This window comes from Granulicella mallensis (assembly GCF_014203225.1).
GTDB classification, from domain to species: domain Bacteria; phylum Acidobacteriota; class Terriglobia; order Terriglobales; family Acidobacteriaceae; genus Granulicella; species Granulicella mallensis_A.
This window is the reverse complement of record NZ_JACHIO010000026.1, coordinates 1-19574: the sequence shown is the minus strand read 5'-3', so window position 1 is coordinate 19574 and position 19574 is coordinate 1. Positions and strand designations below refer to the sequence as shown.

Below are 19574 nucleotides of genomic sequence, written 5' to 3'. Positions count from 1 at the left end.
TTGTAGTTCGCAGCACGAAGGCATGTCAATACGAATGACCCACTCAATCTCTTCCATGCCAGGCGTTTCATTTTTACGTTGACTCTCCTGATAGCGACTGCTTCTTTGACAGAAGCAATTCCCTGCCAAAACGCGAATCTTCTTGAACCACGCTATTCCTGGACACGCACCATGGGAGTCGCTTCAGAGCCTGAGTTCGTCTCATACAGTAAAACCCTCGACAGTGATGTGACCGCCTCCGGTCGGCTCGTGCTCGAGTCTCGGCTTCGGCGACAGTAATGAGTGCCTGAGGGAATAAAGGTCTGGATGTATGCAGTTCTGAAGAGTAGGTAGAACGAAGAGGATTGCCTCTAGGCTGATGCCTTCAAGGCTAGTCACTCATTGAACACGGTTAAGCTTCGGTCGGAGGATCAGTAGCGCAAAACGCTCTTGCGTTGAGCAACTGATTGCTTCCGAGAAGCCGGCTTCTCGTTACTAATCCGCAAATGTTGGCGTAAGTTCCGAGATTGCCTATCTTTAGCAAGTGAGCCGTGCAAAAGCCTCCGCTACAATGCATAACTAGCGTAGTTTCGGCTGATTGTCTAGAAAGGTTGGGTTGTGAAGCGAGTTCTGTTTGCGGCCGCACTGCTGTATTTCCTTATCGTGTCGCCCATGCGGGCACAGGATATCTCTGGTGACTGGCAGGGTGCGGTTGGCACCGGTGAGGAACGTTTACGGTTCATCCTGCATGTTGATCAGTCCGCCGATGGAGCCTGGAATGCGAAGTTTTTCAGCATCGACCAAGGTCCAGACGGCATACCCGTTAGCGCGATCACATTTCATGGCACGGAGTTAGCCTTTTCCATCGCGGACCTCAAGCTCTCCTATCGAGGGACAGTGAGCGTCGATGGCACCTCCATCGCGGGAAAGATGAAGCAAGATGGAACATCCTCAGTGACCCTCCACCGTCCTACCTCTGGCACGGCATGGCCGCGTGACATTCATTGCGCATGCACTGCCTCTTTCATATCGGTGGAAAAGGGCGTGAAGCTCGAGGTACTGGACTGGGGCGGCGCGGGACGGCCCCTCATCCTTCTTGCAGGACTCGGAGACACAGCACACGGCTTCGATGACTTCGCTCATAAGCTGGTCAAGAAATATCACGTCTATGGCATCACACGGCGAGGATTCGGTGAGTCCGATTCGCCCCCGCCAAGCGAAGCTAATTACAACGCGGACCGCCTTGGCGACGATGTACTCGCCGTCATAGATGCGCTCCGTCTTGTGTGCCCTGTGCTGGCCGGCCACTCAATCGCCGGAGAGGAACTCTCTTCCGTCGGTTCAAGACATCCTGAGAAGATTGCGGGGCTGATTTATCTAGAGGCGGCCTATGAATATGCCTTCTATGATCGCGCCAAGGGAGATGTGAACCTCGACGCAAACGAAGCCCGAAAGGAATTGGGCAATTTAGTTGAGAAGGGTGGTGTGGACAATAAGAGTCTCTCTGAACTCCTTACACAACTTCCGGCTTTGGAAAAAGAGTTACAGGATCAGCGGGACAAAGTGGCCAGACTACCTGAGAATCCTCCTGAACCTGCCCATGAATTGGGTCCTGAGGAAGCAATCATGCTTGGGCAGCGGAAGTATACGAAGATCACGTCTCCTGTGCTTGCTATCTTCGCTGATCCTCATGATTTGGGTCCGATGCCGGAGTACAACGCTGCAGGCCGTGCAGCTATGGCGAAGTTTATGGCCGACCACACGACAACTCACAGGAGTGAGTTCGCGGCCGGGGTTCCTTCTGCGCAGGTGGTGGGTATCCCAAATGCAGATCACTATATCTTCAAATCAAACGAATCGGAGGTGCTGAAAGAAATGGAGAAGTTCATCGCTGCGCTTCCGCAGACCGATTAGCTCCACGAAACGCGCATAGCGGAAGCAATCAGGCCGTCACTGACTAGAAGGCGACTTATGAGGACTAATCGAAAGAAGATGCCTATGCTCGCACGTCACACCGTTATGGATGATTCGTTGAAGTTGCGTTGGAGCTTTGGAACGAGGCTCGCGTTCCGATTTACCTTTTGCTACTTCACTGTTTATGCGCTGTGCTCCGGCATTTACACCGTATGGGAAACGATCCCCTGGGCTGGCTCCCACATCGAGAGTTGGCTGTCGTGGCCGTTCCTGCAAGCAGCTCAGTGGATATGTCTTCATATCTTCCATCTTCACGGAATCGGAACGGCAATAGGTGATAGCGATTCGGGCGATACCATCCTGAACTGGATCGCCATCGCGGTGATGTTCACGGCGACAATGATCGCAAGCCTGCTCTGGACAGCTCTCGACCGACGCGCAGAGGCATACCCTCTTCTTCTCGGATCGTTTCGCCTTCTCCTCCGACTGACGTTGGCTGTCGCTATGTTGGCCTATGGTTTGGATAAGGTTTTTCTGAGCCAGATGCCTCCGCCGTCGCTCGCGATCCTGAATGAGCCGCTTGGACAGACCTCGCCCCATATGTTGCTGTGGACAACGTTCGGCCTGAGGCCCGGATTCCAGGCAACAATGGGCATGATCGAAGTCATTGCAGGTCTGCTGGTCCTCTATCGACGCACCGCGTTGCTAGGTGCGCTCATAACGATCTTCATCACCTGCAATATTGTGCTTTACGACTACTTCTTCGACGTTGGCGTGAAAATCTACGCGGCCCATCTCCTGCTGATGGCGCTTCTTCTTGTAGCTCCCGACCTAGACTCCCTGCTTTCTTATTTCTGGCGACATCAACCAAAGCCTCCGCGAGGAGCGTGGATTCCGCTTTTTACTCGTCGCAGCTCGCGTACGGGAATTCTGATCCTAGAGTGGGCTGTGCTATTGATAGCGTTGGGCTACCGTTCGTACGGAGAAGCTAAAGACCGCCTGAGTGAGGCAGATCAGATGAAGAATATGAAATCGTTCATTGGACAGTGGCACGTCGAATCAACACAGCTGAACGGCGAGCCAAAACCTCTTCTCGTCTCTGCCCAAGATGTTACGGTTTCAGACTTGTACATCGAACCCTTTGGAGCCCTAAATCTACGCCTGTCTGACGGCAGACTCGTAGATGGCGATGTTCACTTTGACGAAGCGAGGCATTCCGTGGATCTCGACATGCATGTTGCAGATCATCCCATCGCATACGTATTGGATCGATCAGACGAGTCTCATCTAATACTCACACCGAAAGCTGGCGACGAAGGAACAGAAGCCACCCTGATGCTTGTGCGCGTCCCTCTCCCAAGACACTATCCCTTGGTGGATGCGGGTCCTCATCTCGTCATTGAGCGAATGGTCTTGCGCTAACGAATTCACTTGTCAGAACAAGATTGACTCAGTAGAGCGCGTCCGAATCAGGTCCCGACAAACGCGCATTGCGGAAGCTGGATGGCCGCAATACGCGGAAGCTCATGGTGGCAACGATGAGCATTCCAGGCAAACATGTTGCCCATCTAACCTCGAACGTGATCGTCAGGTCGAATGCATATTCGATTTTGCCCAGGATGACTGCATCAGGAAAGTGCCCAACCGGTGCGGTCCTGCCGCTGTATGAACTGCGCAGCCTGAGGACAGTTTTTCGCAACCATCTTCGGTCCGTCCCATTCGATCTTCTGGCCGACGCGCAAGGACACGCAGCCCAGCAGCATGATCTCCACCAGGCGTGCGCCGATATCAAAACGCGAGTAGCACATCTCTGGTTTGTTCGCCTTAATGGCATCGAGCCATTCCAGCGCATGCGCCTGCCCCAGATCCGCGGCATTCTCGGCATGCCCAAAATCCCCGACATGACGATTGCGCGGGATGCGCTCCGGGTATTGCGCCATGGCTGGATGCTTGAGGTAGTTGACGAATTCTTTCTCGCCCTTGAGCTTGATGAAGAAATTGCTCCCGTAATCGTCCGGTGAGAAGACCGTGCCTCCTTCGCCAATGAGCAGGCAGCCGCTGTCGGGAAGCTTGCCTAGTAGGGCGACGATATCGGCGGTGAGTTCCGCAGGCGGCTTGTTGCTCAGGTCGTGGCCGCCACGGGCTGTGGAGTCAGGCTGGCCGCCGTCGTACCACCAGAGTGTCATCGGGTCATGCTCGATCTTTTTGGAATGGTGGAAGAGATGTGGATGCTCAAGAGAAATGCGGGCTTCGCGCTTGGGAAAGGCGAACCGGATCTTGGAGCCGACAGGATAGGACTCCTTGTTCATCCGACCGAAAGGCATGGCTTCGATCTCTGTGGGGTAACCGAGATCGAGAGCGCGAAAGGGGATATTGACCGTGTGGCAGGCCATATCGCCCAGTGCACCGGTACCGAAATCCTGCCAGCCGCGCCAGTTAAACGGCGTATAAACTCCATTCTTGTCCTTAGGATTCCGGCTACCGACATAGGGCCGCATCGGAGCCGGACCGATCCAGGCGTCCCAATCTAAGGTGGCGGGGATGGGGTCTTCTCCGGCGGGACGTTCCATGGCCTGTGGCCAGATCGGACGGTTTGTCCAGACGTGGACTTCATGCACCTGTCCGATGAGACCATCCTGAATCGTCTCCACCGCGCGGCGGAGACCGTCCGAGGCACTCCCCTGATTGCCCATCTGCGTCACGAGCTTTCGGTCGTGGGCCATATTCCGCAGGTAGCGCGCTTCATAGATCGTTTGCGTCAGTGGCTTCTGGCAGAAGACCGCTTTGTTCCTCTTCATTGCCGCCGATGCCACAATGGCGTGCGTGTGATCCGCCGTGGAGACTGTCACCGCATCGATCTGATCGCCCATTTGATCGAGCATCTGGCGGAAGTCCTTGTAGAACTTGGCGCTCGGATATTTCTTCGTCTGCGTCTGATAGGCCTCGGAACCTGCATCCACATCGCACAGCGCGACGATGTTCTCACCGGCGCAGGCATCGGTATCGCTGCGGCCTTTTCCGCCGATGCCGATACAGGCGATGTTCAGCTTGCTGTTGAGATGCTGTCCGCGTACAAATGCAGGCGCGCCAAACGCGAGGGCACCGGCAGCGAGAGAGCTGGTTTTGATAAATTCACGGCGGCCGACACGTGAGGGCGTGGCCTCAGAGGCATTCAGCGAGAGCAGGTTTTCGTTTGGGTTCGACACACGCACAAGAATACACAGGCCCCCTTGCTGATGCCAGACCTTCGAGCGGATATCGTTTCGGCCAGTGCCTGCGTCAGTCTGAGAAACTCGCGCTGCGGTAGGGATAAGTCAACTTATGAGGACTAACCGAGAGTTGGCTGAGGCGGAGACCCAGTTAGCGGGAACTTTCTGATTCTCCGCAGCGTAAGGTTGGCATGTCGAAGTTTTTGCTTTCGCTCCTGTTCGTGGCGTCTCTGGGTTACTGCCGGAACTGTGTCGCCCAGCAACCCGCTTCTTCCTTGCCGGTCTATGACGCCGTTGTGATCAAGCTGAACCATGGCCTTTCACGAGGCACGCGCGTGGATAGGGACGACGCCTGGTTTCGAGCGACAAATGTGCCGCTCAAACATCTGCTCGTAAATGCGTATGGAATTCGCGAAGGCCTGATATCTGGTCTGCCCGCATGGGCCGATTCGTTGCGGTTCGACGTCTACGCCAAGGTGACAGATCCGGATATGAAGGCTTTGAGCAGTCTTTCGCGCGAACAGCAGCAGGCAATGCTCGCCGCCATCCTTGTAGACCGCTTTCATCTAAAGATACACACCGAGCCCAAGACGCTTCCTGTGTACGAACTGGTCGTCGCAAAAAATGGTCCGAAGCTTAAGGCGAGTGCAGTTGCGCCGGACGCGGCAGACTCCGGCAACATGAATGTGCACAATACGGATATGACTGCCACGGGAGTGACGCTATCGGACCTGGCGGGAAACCTGTCCTTTCCACTGGATCGCACGGTGATCGACAAGACGGGCCTCCCAGGCCGATATGATTTTCACCTGCAATGGACCGCTGATAACGTTGCGAACGGTGCAGCCGATAACGGTGCGGCTGATGCTCCACCGAACCTCTTTACGGCGATCCAGGAGCAGCTTGGACTGAAGCTGCAACCCGGAAAGGGACCGGTAGATACGTTGGTGATAGATCACGTGGAGCAGCCTACGGAAAACTAAACGCTGCGATCAGTCCTTCGATGCCATTGCTAGCTGTGGAGCCTCAGGAGGTTATTCCGACTAGTCGATATGTCCAGCCTCAGGTGGGTCGCCTGGACTGGTAGCGTGGGCGGAGAAGCGTGTCGTGGGGAAGGCCTCGGGATAGTTCCGTTGAATGAAGGCGGTCATCTGCTCGCGGACGAGGCAGCGAAGGTCGAAGTTCTGGCTTGAGTTGTGGCTGCTCACCAGGCAGCGGAGTTCCATGGTGCGCTCAGAGAGGTTGGTGACCTGAAGACCGCAGACCTTCTTGTCCCAGAGAGCAGAGGCCTGAATGATGCGGTTGAGTTCGCCCCGGAGTTCCTCGACGGGGATGGAGTAATCGACATAGAGGAAAGCGGTGCCCATGATATCGCTCTGCTCGCGGCTCCAGTTCTGGAATGAGTTTTCGATGAAGTAGCTGAGCGGAACGATCAGGCGGCGTAGATCCCAGATCTTGATGACGACGTAGGCGGAGGTGATCTCCTCGATACGCCCCCACTCTCCTTGCACAACGACGACATCGTCGATGCGAATAGGCTCTGTGATGGCGATCTGGAGGCCCGCGAGAAAGTTTGCAGCGGTGGATTTGGCGGCAGTGGCAAGGATCAGCGAAGCCACACCGGCAGAGGCGAGCAATCCGGTGCCGTAGTGCCAGATGCGCGGATCGTGGAAGCTCCAGAGCAACGCGCCGACATCGATGACGATGACCAGGCTGATGACCATGCGGCGGAAGAGCTGGAACTGGGTATGGATGCGGCGGGCCTGAACGTTGTTCTCAGCGGTGAGGTCATAGCGGCGGAGGAATACGTTCTGCAGGACGTAGACGCAGCCAACCGCAAACCATCCCAACGCGGCGATGAGCGCCATGATGAAGATCTGATTCAGCAGTTCCTGCAGCTTGCCGGACAGACGCGGAATCACCGGGAGCACAATGAGCAAGCAGGTGATGAAGAAGACGGCGCGGGACGGTGCGCCAAGATGACGCTGAAGCCCCCATCCGAGATGGGTATTCTCCGCCTCTTTGCGGCGCAGGAGACGGAAGAGAACGAAATGAATGACGTTGGCGAGAACCAGGGCCGTGCAGAAAAGGAAGATGGCGAAGAACCAGTCGTGCTGAAAATGAAGCGCATGAGTCATGCTGTGCTCTATCCCCGGGTGATATCGATGGACGCTATGTCCGATAGATTAGATCGCCTGAAACAGATTGGATGCTAGATATGGACAACGAGCAGAGGCTGAAGTTCCCCTTGACATTCCTATAACGCTCTCCCCTGGTTGCCCATCCCTCCCTACTGGGCCACGACACACCGACCTATTTGAATACTTTCCAAATGCTGTCCGGTTACAACATCCCTCGTTATGCAGACTGATTAGCAGTTAGGTCCGCCGTTTGGTTAGCTCTCGCCAGCAGAGGGCAAGGTCAGGTATCAAGATAGCCATCAAGGTGATCATGATGATCTCCATCGCAAAGCCCGCTTCACTATGGCGGTTCCAAAAAGGAATCGGTTGTAAAACGCGGGTGCCGACAAACGTGAAAGTCATAGCATAGGAGCGAATCATCCATTCACGATGTTTCTGAAACCATCCATTATAAGCCGTCACGAACGCTGCAACGGTCGTGATGATCCACGTTCCGGCCTGAACAACGTTTGCCACGAAAAAGTGAATCGCGTGGGGATCATGACGATTCTGCGAGAGGATCATCGCAATAGGAGCTGCAGTCAGTACCGCGCAAACGTAGATGCGCCCAAGGATGCGATGGAAGCGAGGATTACGGCGACGTAGCCTGCTTGAGAACTGTAGCGGACCGCTGAGCAGTGCGGTAACTCCTCCAAGCACATGAGGCACGATCAACAGGGGAATCGTATAGAGGTAGGCACGCTCTTTTGCCTGACGTAAGAGCGGTACCTCGCTATACAAAATAACCGACGTCGTCATGGCCGCCATCATAGCCCACAAGGCCAACTTCCACCGCCGAGGCGAAAGGGAGGATCGGCTTTGAGGGGGTTGGGTCGCATCTACGTTGTCCAGCATAATCCTCCAGTGAAAGTCACTTATTCAATGTTTATTGTTTACTTGACTGTGTATACCATCGTTCCAGCACGATGGAGTCTGCAAGGCCTGCTGCGCCTCCCACTCCAGCACCTGAAACCTTATGACTCAGCCAGCCGGAGTTACGAGTCTCTACCAGCTTCAACGAAGGGTGGTTTCGATCAAGAGTCTCTGCAACGAGATCAGCATTACGCTGTTTGTCTATATAAAGGAAGTGATCCTTTGTCACACGTGCAGTGCGCATGAGGTATTCGCCAACGCCGGACGGTGACCCATCGGAAAGAGGACGGCAACTGAAGGTGACATTTACGCTTTCAGCAGGCATGTTGGCGAGTTCAAAGACAGGCAGAAGAACCACATTCGCTCGTGCAAGTGCACCCGTAATCTCCTGCTCTCCGTAGAGTGCAAAGTTGAGTTGGGGAAAGGCCTTCATCAGGTAGTACGTAGTGAGGGCAATATTCTCTGGAAGGTCGAAGCCGATATAGGATGCCTTCGGCAGATCTCGAAGCAGGTAATAGGCCATGCCTCCGAAGCCGGTCCCTATCTCTGCGATCTTGTTCCCTTCCATGGGGCGCAGGCCAATAATTCTCTGGGCACAGTAATGAGCATACTCAGAGCCCACGCCGATATGGGTGCCGTCAATCACGACACCAAACGGGTTTCCCACGCCCGGCCCCGCCAACTCGCGAAGTGTAAAACGGTGGTCAGTCATCTCCTGCCAGTAGTCAAACCGGCACAAGACATGGCTTAAGTAAAAACGCCGGTAGAGGTCTCGAATCGACCCACCAAAGAATTCCTTCGACATCCCATAGGGAGCACCCAATAGACCAGAAGAACAGGCGTCACGATAAAAATTGCGATACATTCTTTGGAGAGTTTTAGTATCGCTGGCACGCAATGCCCGAATCACAGGACCCAAACTGGACTGCCGAAGCTTCTGCCTCTGTTCTGGAGCGGTGTAAGCCTTCGCTGCAAGGCTCTCCTGTTGCACAGCTCGGTTATAGGCTGCGCATATTCTCTGGAGCAGCTCCGTATCATCGGGCGAAGTATCGAGACGAGATCGAAAACCCTCTGTGACATTCTGTAAATCAAAACGAGCATCGCCCTTGAAGCGATGTTCGCCATAACGGCCAAACTCCCAGATCTTCCAGTGTGTCGACACTGATGCCTTGGCAGCTTTAGCCAAACGAAGAGGAGAATATAAAGATTTAAACTCGGCCATAAGGTCTCAACATGCAAAATTTCAGGTTAGAGGTAAGCTGTGGATTCAGAAACGCAAGAGGGACTGCTCGTATTCCTGGCTCTGTCGCTCCGCTGCCTTGATGTAAGCCGAGCATATTGCCGGCACGTCGGATGAAGTATAGGAATTAGATCACTTTATCGCCTTCACCAGGCGCGAGAAAGAGGTTTGTCTCAAGAGCATGCTGTCGCGTGTAGAGATCGTAGTATCGTCCCCTTTGCCGATAGAGAAATTCATGATCACCGCGTTCAACGATTCGTCCCCCCTCAATCACGAGGATTTGCTGCGCACGTCTTATGGTGGAGAGCCGGTGGGCGATGACGAAGGTTGTACGACCCTGCATAAGGTATTGCAGACCATCTTGAATCATGGCCTCTGATTCAGAGTCTAGTGAGCTCGTCGCTTCATCAAGAATCAGGATACTTGGATCAGCAAGAATCGCGCGGGCGATGGAGATACGCTGACGCTGCCCTCCAGAGAGCTTAATGCCTCGTTCGCCGACCACCGTTTCATATGCTTCCGGAAACTGCACTGCAAATTCATCGACACAGGCAATGCGGCAAGCATCCATAAACTGAGCCCTTGTGGCATGTGGCCGGCTGAAAAGAATATTGTCGCGAATCGTGCCGTCAAAGAGAAAGGTCTCCTGCAGCACAACACCGAGCTGTTGCCTGAAGCTCGAAAGACAAACAGCAGATAGGTCTATATCGTCAACCAGGACGCGCCCGCCTATAGCGGTATGAAAGCCACAGATAAGCGAGATAATGGTTGACTTGCCTGACCCTGAGGAACCTACCAATGCGGTAACGGTGTTTGGTTTTGCAACAAAACTGATGCCGTGCAGCACAGGCTTATTCGTGATATAGGCGAAGGTGACATCTTCAAAGGCAACATGGCCCTGGATTGTGCCGATCGCTATAGTACGGTGTGGCTCATCGTCCTCCGTTCGCTCATTAAGGATTTCAGCGGTGCGATCAAGGCCTGCGAAGGCCTCTGTGAGCTGAGTCCCTATACTGACCAGCAACCCTACGGGCGCAACCATAAAAGCCAGAAGCAGAATGAATTCAACATAACCGCCAACATCGATGCGGTGAGACATGGTCTCTTGAGCTCCGAGGTACATCACCAGGGCACCCACTATCCCCAGTGTCGCCGTGGAGTAGAGAGACATCATAGCTTGAGCAGAGATCGATCGTGCAATATTTTGAAGAAGACGATCTACCCCGTTCGCGAATACGCGGGCTTCACTCTCCTCGGCGTGGTAGCCCTTGATCACGCGTGCACCAGCGAGAGACTCCGTAAGACGTCCCGTAACTTCAGCATTGATACGAGAGCGCTCTCGAAAGAGGGGCCTGGTCACGCCGAGAACGCTCTTCAAGAACCAAACGAAGATCGCGAGAAGACAGAATGTAAGAATCGTCATCAAGCTACTGATCTTTATCAAAATGACAAGAGCGATCAGTGCAGTAAGGACGCCGCCAAGAAGGTCGAGAAGACCGGCGCCAATCAGATTGCGAACGCCCTCCACATCGGTCATAATGCGTGCGACTAGCGTGCCTGTCCGATTCTCGTCGTAGAACGAAATGGGTAGTCTGCCGATATGTGCCTGAACCTGCGCGCGTAACTCTGCAATGACACGCTGGCCAGTAAGCCCAAGGTAGCGATCCAGTAAATAGGTGGTACCCGCCTGAATAAAAGTTGCTCCCACAACAGCGCCAAGGATCAGCGGGAGTTTCTCCATCTGGTGCCGGTACATTACATTGTTGATGAGATATCGCGACGAGACTGGCACGACAAAGCTACAGAATCGGTTGGTGAGGATGAGCAGAAAGCTCCCTGCAAGAGGCCATCTCCGCGGTTTGACGAGCTTCCAAATTTCAGACACAGCACCGCTCATCCTCGGCTTGGGCTTTGATCCGCGTGGATCATTCTCTGCGTTTTTTTCGATGTCGCGCGATGCGTTGCTATGGGCAACCATTTTTGCTCTTTGACGGGCTCTCAGAATGAGCCGTCCGTAAACTCAGTACGTTGGAATATCGTGTGAAGTCAATTTCATGATCCTTATCGATATGCCCCGGCAGGACATCAATCAGACATCTGCGAATCGAGCTGACGAAGGGTTGCCGCATATCTTGATCGCATCCTTTCAGAGCTAGCTGTTTGAATAAGCTCGGCAAGCTCGGCTTTAGAGGGTTTCAACTTCAGCGGCATCTTCGTCCAAAAATACTTCAAGCTGTCAGAGCGCCAGTTGCGGTATGTCGTCTCCCAGCTTCTCCGCCCGGAAGATCCTGGGAACACAAGGTTCGCGGGGTCGATTGCTCGTTCGGCGCTCTGAAATCTGCAATCCATCGATATACGGAGCTGGTCGGAGACATTCGGAGAGGCTGCGTGAACCGTTAGGCTATGAAAGATCAGTGCGTCGCCTGCATTCAGGCTGCCTGCTACCCAGTCACCTCCGAGCGCCAGCTCCTTTGAAATCATTCCTGTCTCTGGATCGGCGTGCTGAAGACCATAACGATGAGACGCCTCCAGGATCTGCAACGGACCTAGCTCCTGCGGGCAGTCGTGTAGTGGCATCCAAATCGTGTAGCTTTCGGAATCACCCGCAACCGCTCCGTGATCCTGATGCGCGTGGATGACCAGACGTTCGCAGTTTGGAAAGATCAATCGTCCAATAGGTTTCGGATGAATGAGTAAGTCCGGTCCCACAAGCTGATGCATGACCTGTCGCAAAGCGACATGATGTGCAAAAGCATGGAATGATTCCAGACTAAACACCTTTTCATAAACACTTTTAAACGCAGGATCAGGATCACCACAAGCTGCACCTGGATTGATGACGCGAGCAGCAGGGTCACTATCCCCGGTGAGCCACTCTGCGTCATGCAGGATCTCTACAATCTTATCCAAAAGGTGTCTTACATCCTCAGCAGGTATCAGCCCTCTCAGAAGCAGGTAGCCATGCTCATTCAGCTCCTCCTTGAGGGAGCCAGGATCCAAGTCCTTTGCGTGTATTTCACGAAATGGCTTTAGCATACATTCGATCATCCCAGTTCCCTGATTCAGTACGTTGCGCAAGCAGCAATCGCTCCATGAGCCGCTATTGTTGGATCTCCCTGACTATCTCTGACCACCGATATCGTCCGCGTTTGCTCAGCGCATCGACCGCAAGTAATACCTCTAGCTCTTTCTTGCGTTCCGTAATCTGCCTAAGTCGCCATGATCGATAGAAGCTATGGATCAAACTGAACGCTGAAGCTTCCGGCGATACTTCGTCTCGGATCATTTTTGCCAGAAAGAACCGATGACTTCCGATTTGGAGAGTTGCAGAATCGATCGTGAAGCATTGGTCGAACGGTATGACTCATGGTTCTAACTCGATGACATCACTGAGAAGTACATGACGATTTCAAACGTATCATTCGGCTTTTATAGCTGCGTCAGCCCTTTGTCTTTGGTTTGTCATCAGATTGTCAGCACCCTCGGGATCGCTGGCGCGGCTCTGCATGAGAAGCTGTCCAGAAGCTATAGAAACCTTCTTAACTACTGGTGAGCGAAGGAGATAGGGAGGATGGTTTCTGCGGAAGTGTGTCGTATTTCGTAGTCTTTGCGAGTTGCATTACACGATTGAACCAGTTGACGTTCGAGCCGGTAGCGGAGCGACACTCCACACCGCTCGCGCTGTACGGGGAGGAGCGATCTAGGGCACCGCGCGTTCCATTCTTTCCAATGTTGTGAACGATGAGGCCGAGCAGCTGCGAAAACAGGAATTGTTAGCGGAAAGGCTGAATCAGATTGAGAAGGCGAGCTCCAGGAGAGTCTGGACATCCACCGCATGGTCAAATTCCAGCACCTTCGCCCCTGGTGCCTCGTCCCTTGTAACCTCAATAATCTGCTGCTTAAAAACGGCGAGCTTCTCATCGGCCACCACCCCGCCGCCGATCAACACAGCATCGCATGGCTCACTCTGCAGCCGCTTGCGAAGCTCTGCCAGTCCTCCCTCTGGGGAGGCATGCATCACTTCATATCGGTAGCCAGCGCCCTCCATTTTCTGCCGAAGGCCTATCAGGCGCGACGCAATCTTTTCGCAATCTTCGGCAGGAACCCATGGTGGCGCCAACGGTAGTCCAATGTGCACAACCGAGATCATTTCACTCTCTCCTGCCTCCTGGATAGCCTCGCCTCGAGCCGGATCGTTTGAGAACGATCCTGTTTTCAGAGGTCCGACGACCTTGTAATGACTGAGGATGACGCCCATGATTCGCTGCTTTATGTCATCTGCCAGAGTGGGGTCAAAGAGATCTTTCATCGTAGCCGCTCTTCGTCTCTGAGTGGATGATCTTCTACTGTTTCGCGCGTGCGGCCTCGATCGCGGCGATGTCGATCTTTCGCATCGTCATCATCGCGTTCATCGCGCGCTTGGCTGCAGCGCGATCCGGGTCCTTCGTCGCCGCCAGCAACGCGCGCGGAGTGATCTGCCATGAAAAGCCCCAGCGGTCCTTGCACCAGCCGCACATACTTTCCTGGCCGCCGGTGCTGACAATGGCGTTCCACAGCCGGTCGGTCTCGGCCTGGTCGTCGGTAAGAATCACAAAGCTAACCGATTCGTTGGAGACGAACTGCGGACCGCCGTTGAGACCCATGAAATTGCGGCCGCAGACGGTGAACTCAACGATGAGTTCCTGACCTTCGGGACCGGATGGCGTATCCGTGGGCGAGGCGCTTATCTTCCCGACGTGGCTGTCGGGAAAGGTGGCGGCATAGAATTCAGCTGCTTCGCGGGCTTTCCCGTGGTCGAACCACAGACAGGTGATCATCTTCTCCGACATGTTGCTCTCCTCTCAGGTTTTCAAAGTTCGCCGTAAGGTTCGGCGGCCGTTCTTCTGCCATGAAGAACGGCTTCGCCGGTGATGAAGTTCAGCGCGGTCAGGACTTTGGTCCCTGCATCAAAGCAAAGTGACCATCCTGATCGTCGGTGGCCTGCAGGATGCGTGAACCTCCGGGTACGTCCATGGGAGGCAGCACGATCTTGCCTCCGGCCTCGATCACACGTTTCTGCGCAGCCTCGATGTCGTCGACCAGGAAGTAGTACTGCCAGTGTGGGGGAATCCCTTCGGGCATGCCGGGCCCTTTACGGTTCATCATGCCGCCCGTATAGAGGGGTTGGTCGGTCCGGAAAGTCTGGTAGGCACCCATGGCTCCCATATCGTGCGCATAATCCTTCTGCCAACCGTAGTGCCTGGAGTAATAATCGAAGGCTTTTGCTGCGTCATCTGTAAGCAGTTCGTGCCAACCCACATTACCTGCCGCCATCTGACCCAACCGAGGCGGAACATATCCCTTGCCGGGTTCGAAGAGCAGGTACTTCACCTGTTGAGGGTCCAGCACGACCGCGAAACGGCCTACGCCGGGGATGTCCTGAGCGGGCTTCACAATCGTCCCGCCGTCGGCAGTCACAGCCTTCAACTCATCGTCGAGCTTTGCGGTGTGAATGTGGCCCATCCACTGAGTGGGAAGATCGGGCGCGCCCGCGCCAGCCCAGGTCATCATGCCGCCAACGTCTTTGCCGTTTTTACCGAAGATCATGTAGGTAAAGCCGGGCATACCGGCATCCTTGACATCCCACCCGACGACCTTCTTGTAGAAGTTGACTGCCTTGTCCATATCATTGGTAACAAGTTCGTACCAGATGAATCCGTCTGCCATTTCGCACCTCCATTTGGGATATATCGCTACGAAGTAAACATCGTCCACATACGCTACCACCGCTAAGTGGATGCTGTCTACAATGCTCCCCTGCGCGGTACACTCTAGTTTGAACGGACAATGAAAAAGAACGTCATCATTGAAAAACGCAAGACCTTTCGCCACGGTGATCTACGCAACGCACTCGTGACGGCCGGGCTCGAGATGGCCCGCTCTGGAGGACCCAAGGCAGTCATTCTGCGGGAGGCAACACGGCAGGCGGGTGTCTCTCCGAATGCAGCTTACAGATATTTTGCTGGCCAGGCTGAGTTGCTGGATGCGGTGCGGTCGGCATGCCTGTCGCGGGTCGCCGCGTCCATTGAAGACGAAATGAAGAAGTGCCGTCCAGGACGCGATCCCCAGGTGTATGCGCGAAAGAGTCTGCGTGCGGTGGGCATAGGATATCTGGGATTCGCGATGAGAGAACCCGGGATGTTTCGTACGGCATTCTCGGTTCCACCACCAGTTGATTCGCCCAACCCGGCAAACACCGCATCCATGGGTCTGAACGCCTTTCAGCTGCTTTCCCTGGCCCTGGATCGCATGCTGGAGAGCGGCCTGCTCACGAAGAAAAGCCGCAGCGATGCGGAGTACCTGGCATGGTCGACGGTCCATGGACTGGCACTTCTGGTGCTTGAAGGGCCGCTTTATCGGATGCCACACGAGGCGATCCTGGCGTTGGGCGAGCGGCTCGTGACGATGGTCGAACGAGGGCTCAACTAAATTTTCTACAAGGCTTCACGCAATGGATGGCCAAGTTCGAGCGAGGCTATACCGAGAAAAACCTGCACCGGATGATCGAGGGCTGGAGCGTATGCGACCGAAATCCGGAAAACAATGCGATGCGGCTCGTGGGACGCGCTGACGGACTGGGTCATCCGCACATTGGGAATAAATAAGAGCCCACGGTGTTTTGGTAAATGGCCCATGTATCACGTTTTCAGCAAACGGTTGCGGCAGCCTATCGTTTTAAGATCAACAACTAACCGCAAGTGACCAGCCACACGGCTATAGGAGCGTATGACAACAAAGCGAGCGAGCATGCTGGAACGCTACTTCTATCTCTTCATGTCATTGTTGAATGCAGCCGTTGTGGTCTATGGCTTTAGCTTTACCATCAACCAGAATCTGCTCCACCCAAGTGTCCAGCCTCCGCAGATCGTTTACCTGCACTCCGTTGTCTTCTCTGCGTGGGTGCTCTTTTTCATCCTGCAATCCGCCCTTGTACGCTCACACAATGTCCGCCTGCATCGTACGCTGGGTTGGGTAGGCGCCGGCCTCGCAGTCTCCATCCTCGTCCTCGGCTACACGACGTCAACCGCCGTGCTGAGATTGGCTATTCAGCGCCAACTTCCCTTCCCAACCGTGCCTTTCCTCTTCGTTGAAGTGATGGAACTAGTCTGCTTTGCAGTTCCATTTGCTTTGGCGATCTATTGGCGCAAACGTCCGGATTTTCATCGCCGCCTTATGCTGATCGCCACGTGTGCACTCACAGAAGCAGCTTTCGGACGCATCCCGAGTCTGCCCGCCGTCTTCGCACCCGCTGGAGTGGATGCCTTGATTCTCTTAGGCGTAGTTCGAGACATCATCGTGGAGCGCCGTATCCACAAGGTCTATCTCTATGCTCTCCCTGCAATGATCTTCTTGCAGATCATCGCAGAGTATACGTACGTTCACCAATCATCCTGGTGGATCGGAATCGGTAACTATCTCCTACGCTGATGCAGCGGATTATCGGTCTGGCGGGATATCGTCATCCGTTCTTCGAGGTCGAAGCCGTTCCGAGGGGCCGGAGGGTAAAGCAAGCCCTTTCTACAACAGCACTGCCCGCGCGGGCAGTGCTGTTGTAGAAGATCTGGAGCACGTCCGCGCGAGGCAAAGAGGCGCCATGAGCAAAGCAGCAGCTTAGCTCGTCTTCGGTGCCTGGGCGGTCATCCTGAAGAGAAGCGTGCCGCCCGCAGCGATCTCCCGGTGCGAGAGTTTTCGGCCGGTACGTGCTTCTCCATTAAGGGAAACCTTTTCAACGTACACCGTATCCGCGGAGTTTCCTTCGGCACGCACCTTCAGCGTCTTACCGCCTGGCAGGTGAACAGTTGCCTGCGGGAAAAGCGGCGCTCCGATCGTATACTCCGGAACACCCGGGCACACCTGGTAGAAGCCGAGTGAGCTCAGGATGTACCACGCGGCCATGGAACCTGTATCCTCGTCGCCGGCAAAGGAGTCCGGCGAGTACAACTCGTTCAGCGTGCGACGTACCCAGAACTGGGTCCTGTCAGGACGGCCTGCCTCCGCGAAGAGATACAGCATATGGTGCGAGGGCTGGTTCGAGTGGGCATACTGACCAAAGGGGACAGCTGCCATTTCAGACATCTCGTGGATCTCCCCTCCGTATACGCCGACATGGAAGATCGGTGGAACAGTCACCATCTTCTCGAGCGCATCCACCGCCGCCGCTTTACCGCCAATTGCCTCAAAGAGATCCTTCACCGCGTGCGGGGCATCCCAGCGGTGCTGCCACGCGGACCCCTCTTCATAGGGACTGCCCCAGGTGAACGAATCAAATGGCGAGAGCCAGGAACCATCGGCGTTCTTGCCACGGAAGAAGCCGACACTTGTGTCATACACGTTGCGCCAGTAGGCGGCCCGTGCCATGAAGGTGGAGTAGTCTTCGGATTTGCCAAGAATCTTCGCGATCTGCGCGATGCAGAAGTCGCCGTACGCCGCGTCGGCGGTCTCAGCAACCGACTGTTCGATCTGGTCAGCAGGCACGTAGTGCAGCTTCATATACTTCTCCACACCGACTCGTCCATAGCCTTTGTCGGGATCGCCCGGCATGGTTGCGTGCTTCTTCAGCCCGGCAAAAACAACCTCGCGGTCAAACGACCCGATTCCCTTCACGATCGCATCCGCAAAGAGCGAGTCAATCAGGCTACCGGACATGCAGGCACGGTACCCAGGTGCCGGGAACTGCGGAAACCAACCGCCTTCGTTCAGCGCATTGACCCAGGCCTGCAGTATCTCTGAGAGTTTCTCCGGAAAAACAATCGACATCAGGGGGTACCAGGCGCGATAGACATCCCAGTAGCCATGGTCGGCATACATCACTCCCGGCGCGATCTTGCCGGTGAATGCACTGTAGTGATGCATGCCCTTGCCGCCGGGCACAGGCTCATGAAAGGTGCGGGGAAACAACAACGTGCGATAGAGACAGGAGTAGAACGTCCGCTGCTGCTGTGCCGTCGCACCTTCGATCTCGATGCGTTCCAGCATCTCGCTCCAGTGCTTCTCTGTTGCTTCTTTGACGGCGGATTGCGACCGCTCGCCGACTTCTTCGTGCAGGTTAAACAGCGCCTGCTCAAACGAGATAAACGAGGTCCCGATGCGCGCCTCCAACCTCGTCCCGCTCTTGAACTTCACCACGGCGACCTGCTGTTCCTTCTTCTGGTGGTCGGAGTGTGGCTGCACTTCGAAACTGTCCCACGGTTCCGCGAACTCGACGACATAGTAAGTCGCAAAGTTATCAGGCGTGCCGCCGGAGCTCGCGGTCGAGGTGAACTGTACCCGCTTCTGCTCCTTGTGTGCCGTGATGTCGGAATTCGTCGCGGGAACGTCCAGGATCAGGCCAATCGTCTGATCCGTATCTGCCGGATCAGGCGCTTCAAAGTCGGCCGAGAGAACGCAGCAGCGCTCGGTGGGTACCAGCTCGACCTTGGCGCGATAGCGCAGCAGGAAGAGTTGGAGAGAATACGGTGTGAGCACCGCGTCTTCCGGAATATAGGACGAAGCGCGTGGACTGGCGTCTGGATGTACGTTGCCGCGAAATGGCATAAAGACCGCATGGCCGTAGTCATCGAGCCACGGGCTGAGCTGATGCGTGCAGCGGAACCCCTGTGTGCGCCGTGCCCACGGCTGAAACATCCAGGGAGTGTTTGCCTGGGTCTGGATCGTCCAGTGCGCCATGCCGAATGGAGCTGTCGCAATGGGCAGTGTGTTGCCATGCGAGAAAACCGGCGTCGATTGCGAGCCCTGCAAAAGGTTGACCGCATCGAGAGGCCGCATCGGCTTGCTATCTGTAACTGTGCCGGCGCCTGGTTGTGGTTCGGGTGAAGCGGCAAACGCTACCGGGCTGATCGCGGTAGCTGCCGCAGCTAGACCGGAGGCCTTGAGAAAACGTCGTCTGCCTGGTTGAACGGGACTCGAAGAAGGGAGGGTTGGATTCTCTGCTGAAAAACGATCGTCACGTGCCATAACCATGATGCTATGTCTTTTTGCCCTCGCTGGCGACCACACGTTGGCCAATTTCGCCAGGACGTCAGCGCTCGCGCTGCGCGAGCCCGCAGAGTCGGCAAGATTTTTTGCAAATTCAGGGAACCATGGAAAAACTCCCTTCGTATGAGTCTATGTAAGCAGAGATGCAATCGCTAAGCGGCAAAC

At 55.0% G+C, this 19574-nt stretch carries 15 protein-coding genes; 5 read left to right on the top strand and 10 right to left on the bottom strand.

Annotation, left to right across the window (positions count from 1 at the left end; genetic code table 11):
* The first annotated feature begins 597 nt into the window (after positions 1 to 597).
* Positions 598 to 1893: an alpha/beta hydrolase gene (locus HDF15_RS22500; protein ID WP_311733182.1), complete on the top strand. Its 1296-nt coding sequence runs from the start codon at positions 598 to 600 to the stop codon at positions 1891 to 1893.
* 105 nt (positions 1894 to 1998) lie between these two features.
* The gene (locus HDF15_RS22495) at positions 1999 to 3315 is read left to right on the top strand and encodes a hypothetical protein (protein WP_184259694.1); all 1317 of its coding nucleotides are present in this window, start codon (positions 1999 to 2001) and stop codon (positions 3313 to 3315) included.
* Positions 3316 to 3521: 206 nt separating this feature from the next.
* Here the strand turns inward: HDF15_RS22495 and HDF15_RS22490 are convergent, their stop codons facing one another.
* The gene (locus HDF15_RS22490; protein WP_311733181.1) at positions 3522 to 5099 is read right to left on the bottom strand and encodes a Gfo/Idh/MocA family oxidoreductase; all 1578 of its coding nucleotides are present in this window, start codon (positions 5097 to 5099) and stop codon (positions 3522 to 3524) included.
* Positions 5100 to 5293: 194 nt separating this feature from the next.
* Here HDF15_RS22490 and HDF15_RS22485 point away from each other — a divergent pair, with 194 nt between their 5' ends.
* A complete protein-coding gene (locus tag HDF15_RS22485; protein WP_184259690.1) occupies positions 5294 to 6085 on the top strand; it encodes a TIGR03435 family protein in 792 nt (263 codons plus the stop codon).
* Positions 6086 to 6145: 60 nt separating this feature from the next.
* On the opposite strand, the gene HDF15_RS22480 is transcribed toward HDF15_RS22485, so the two are convergent.
* The 8 genes from HDF15_RS22480 to HDF15_RS22445 form a co-directional block, all read right to left on the bottom strand.
* On the bottom strand, positions 6146 to 7240 hold the full coding sequence (locus HDF15_RS22480) for a mechanosensitive ion channel family protein (protein WP_184259688.1): 1095 nt from the start codon (positions 7238 to 7240) through the stop codon (positions 6146 to 6148).
* Positions 7241 to 7480: 240 nt separating this feature from the next.
* Positions 7481 to 8041 (bottom strand): DUF2306 domain-containing protein, encoded by a 561-nt coding sequence (locus HDF15_RS22475; RefSeq protein ID WP_260331279.1) that lies wholly within the window; start codon positions 8039 to 8041, stop codon positions 7481 to 7483.
* A gap of 127 nt (positions 8042 to 8168) precedes the next feature.
* Positions 8169 to 9377: a putative sugar O-methyltransferase gene (locus HDF15_RS22470; RefSeq protein ID WP_184259684.1), complete on the bottom strand. Its 1209-nt coding sequence runs from the start codon at positions 9375 to 9377 to the stop codon at positions 8169 to 8171.
* Between the two features lie 145 nt (positions 9378 to 9522).
* Positions 9523 to 11373 carry an ABC transporter ATP-binding protein gene (locus tag HDF15_RS22465; protein ID WP_184259682.1) on the bottom strand — a complete coding sequence of 617 codons (1851 nt, stop codon included), beginning with the start codon at positions 11371 to 11373 and terminating at the stop codon, positions 9523 to 9525.
* 107 nt (positions 11374 to 11480) lie between these two features.
* The gene (locus HDF15_RS22460; protein WP_260331278.1) at positions 11481 to 12473 is read right to left on the bottom strand and encodes a phytanoyl-CoA dioxygenase family protein; all 993 of its coding nucleotides are present in this window, start codon (positions 12471 to 12473) and stop codon (positions 11481 to 11483) included.
* Between the two features lie 712 nt (positions 12474 to 13185).
* The gene (locus HDF15_RS22455; RefSeq protein WP_184259680.1) at positions 13186 to 13704 is read right to left on the bottom strand and encodes a hypothetical protein; all 519 of its coding nucleotides are present in this window, start codon (positions 13702 to 13704) and stop codon (positions 13186 to 13188) included.
* A gap of 34 nt (positions 13705 to 13738) precedes the next feature.
* On the bottom strand, positions 13739 to 14224 hold the full coding sequence (locus HDF15_RS22450) for a VOC family protein (protein WP_184259678.1): 486 nt from the start codon (positions 14222 to 14224) through the stop codon (positions 13739 to 13741).
* A 97-nt stretch (positions 14225 to 14321) separates the two neighbouring features.
* Positions 14322 to 15101, bottom strand: a complete 780-nt coding sequence (locus tag HDF15_RS22445) for a VOC family protein (protein WP_184259676.1) — start codon at positions 15099 to 15101, stop codon at positions 14322 to 14324.
* Between the two features lie 120 nt (positions 15102 to 15221).
* Between HDF15_RS22445 and HDF15_RS22440 the strand changes: the two genes are divergently transcribed.
* Both HDF15_RS22440 and HDF15_RS22435 read left to right on the top strand, forming a co-directional pair.
* Positions 15222 to 15863 (top strand): TetR/AcrR family transcriptional regulator, encoded by a 642-nt coding sequence (locus HDF15_RS22440; RefSeq protein WP_184259674.1) that lies wholly within the window; start codon positions 15222 to 15224, stop codon positions 15861 to 15863.
* A gap of 297 nt (positions 15864 to 16160) precedes the next feature.
* Entirely contained in the window at positions 16161 to 16862 is a 702-nt protein-coding gene (locus HDF15_RS22435; RefSeq protein WP_184259672.1) for a hypothetical protein, read from the top strand.
* 183 nt (positions 16863 to 17045) lie between these two features.
* Here HDF15_RS22435 and HDF15_RS22430 read toward each other — a convergent pair whose 3' ends face one another.
* Complete coding sequence (locus HDF15_RS22430; RefSeq protein WP_260331277.1) at positions 17046 to 19394, bottom strand: GH92 family glycosyl hydrolase; 2349 nt, start codon at positions 19392 to 19394, stop codon at positions 17046 to 17048.
* Positions 19395 to 19574 lie beyond the last annotated feature (180 nt).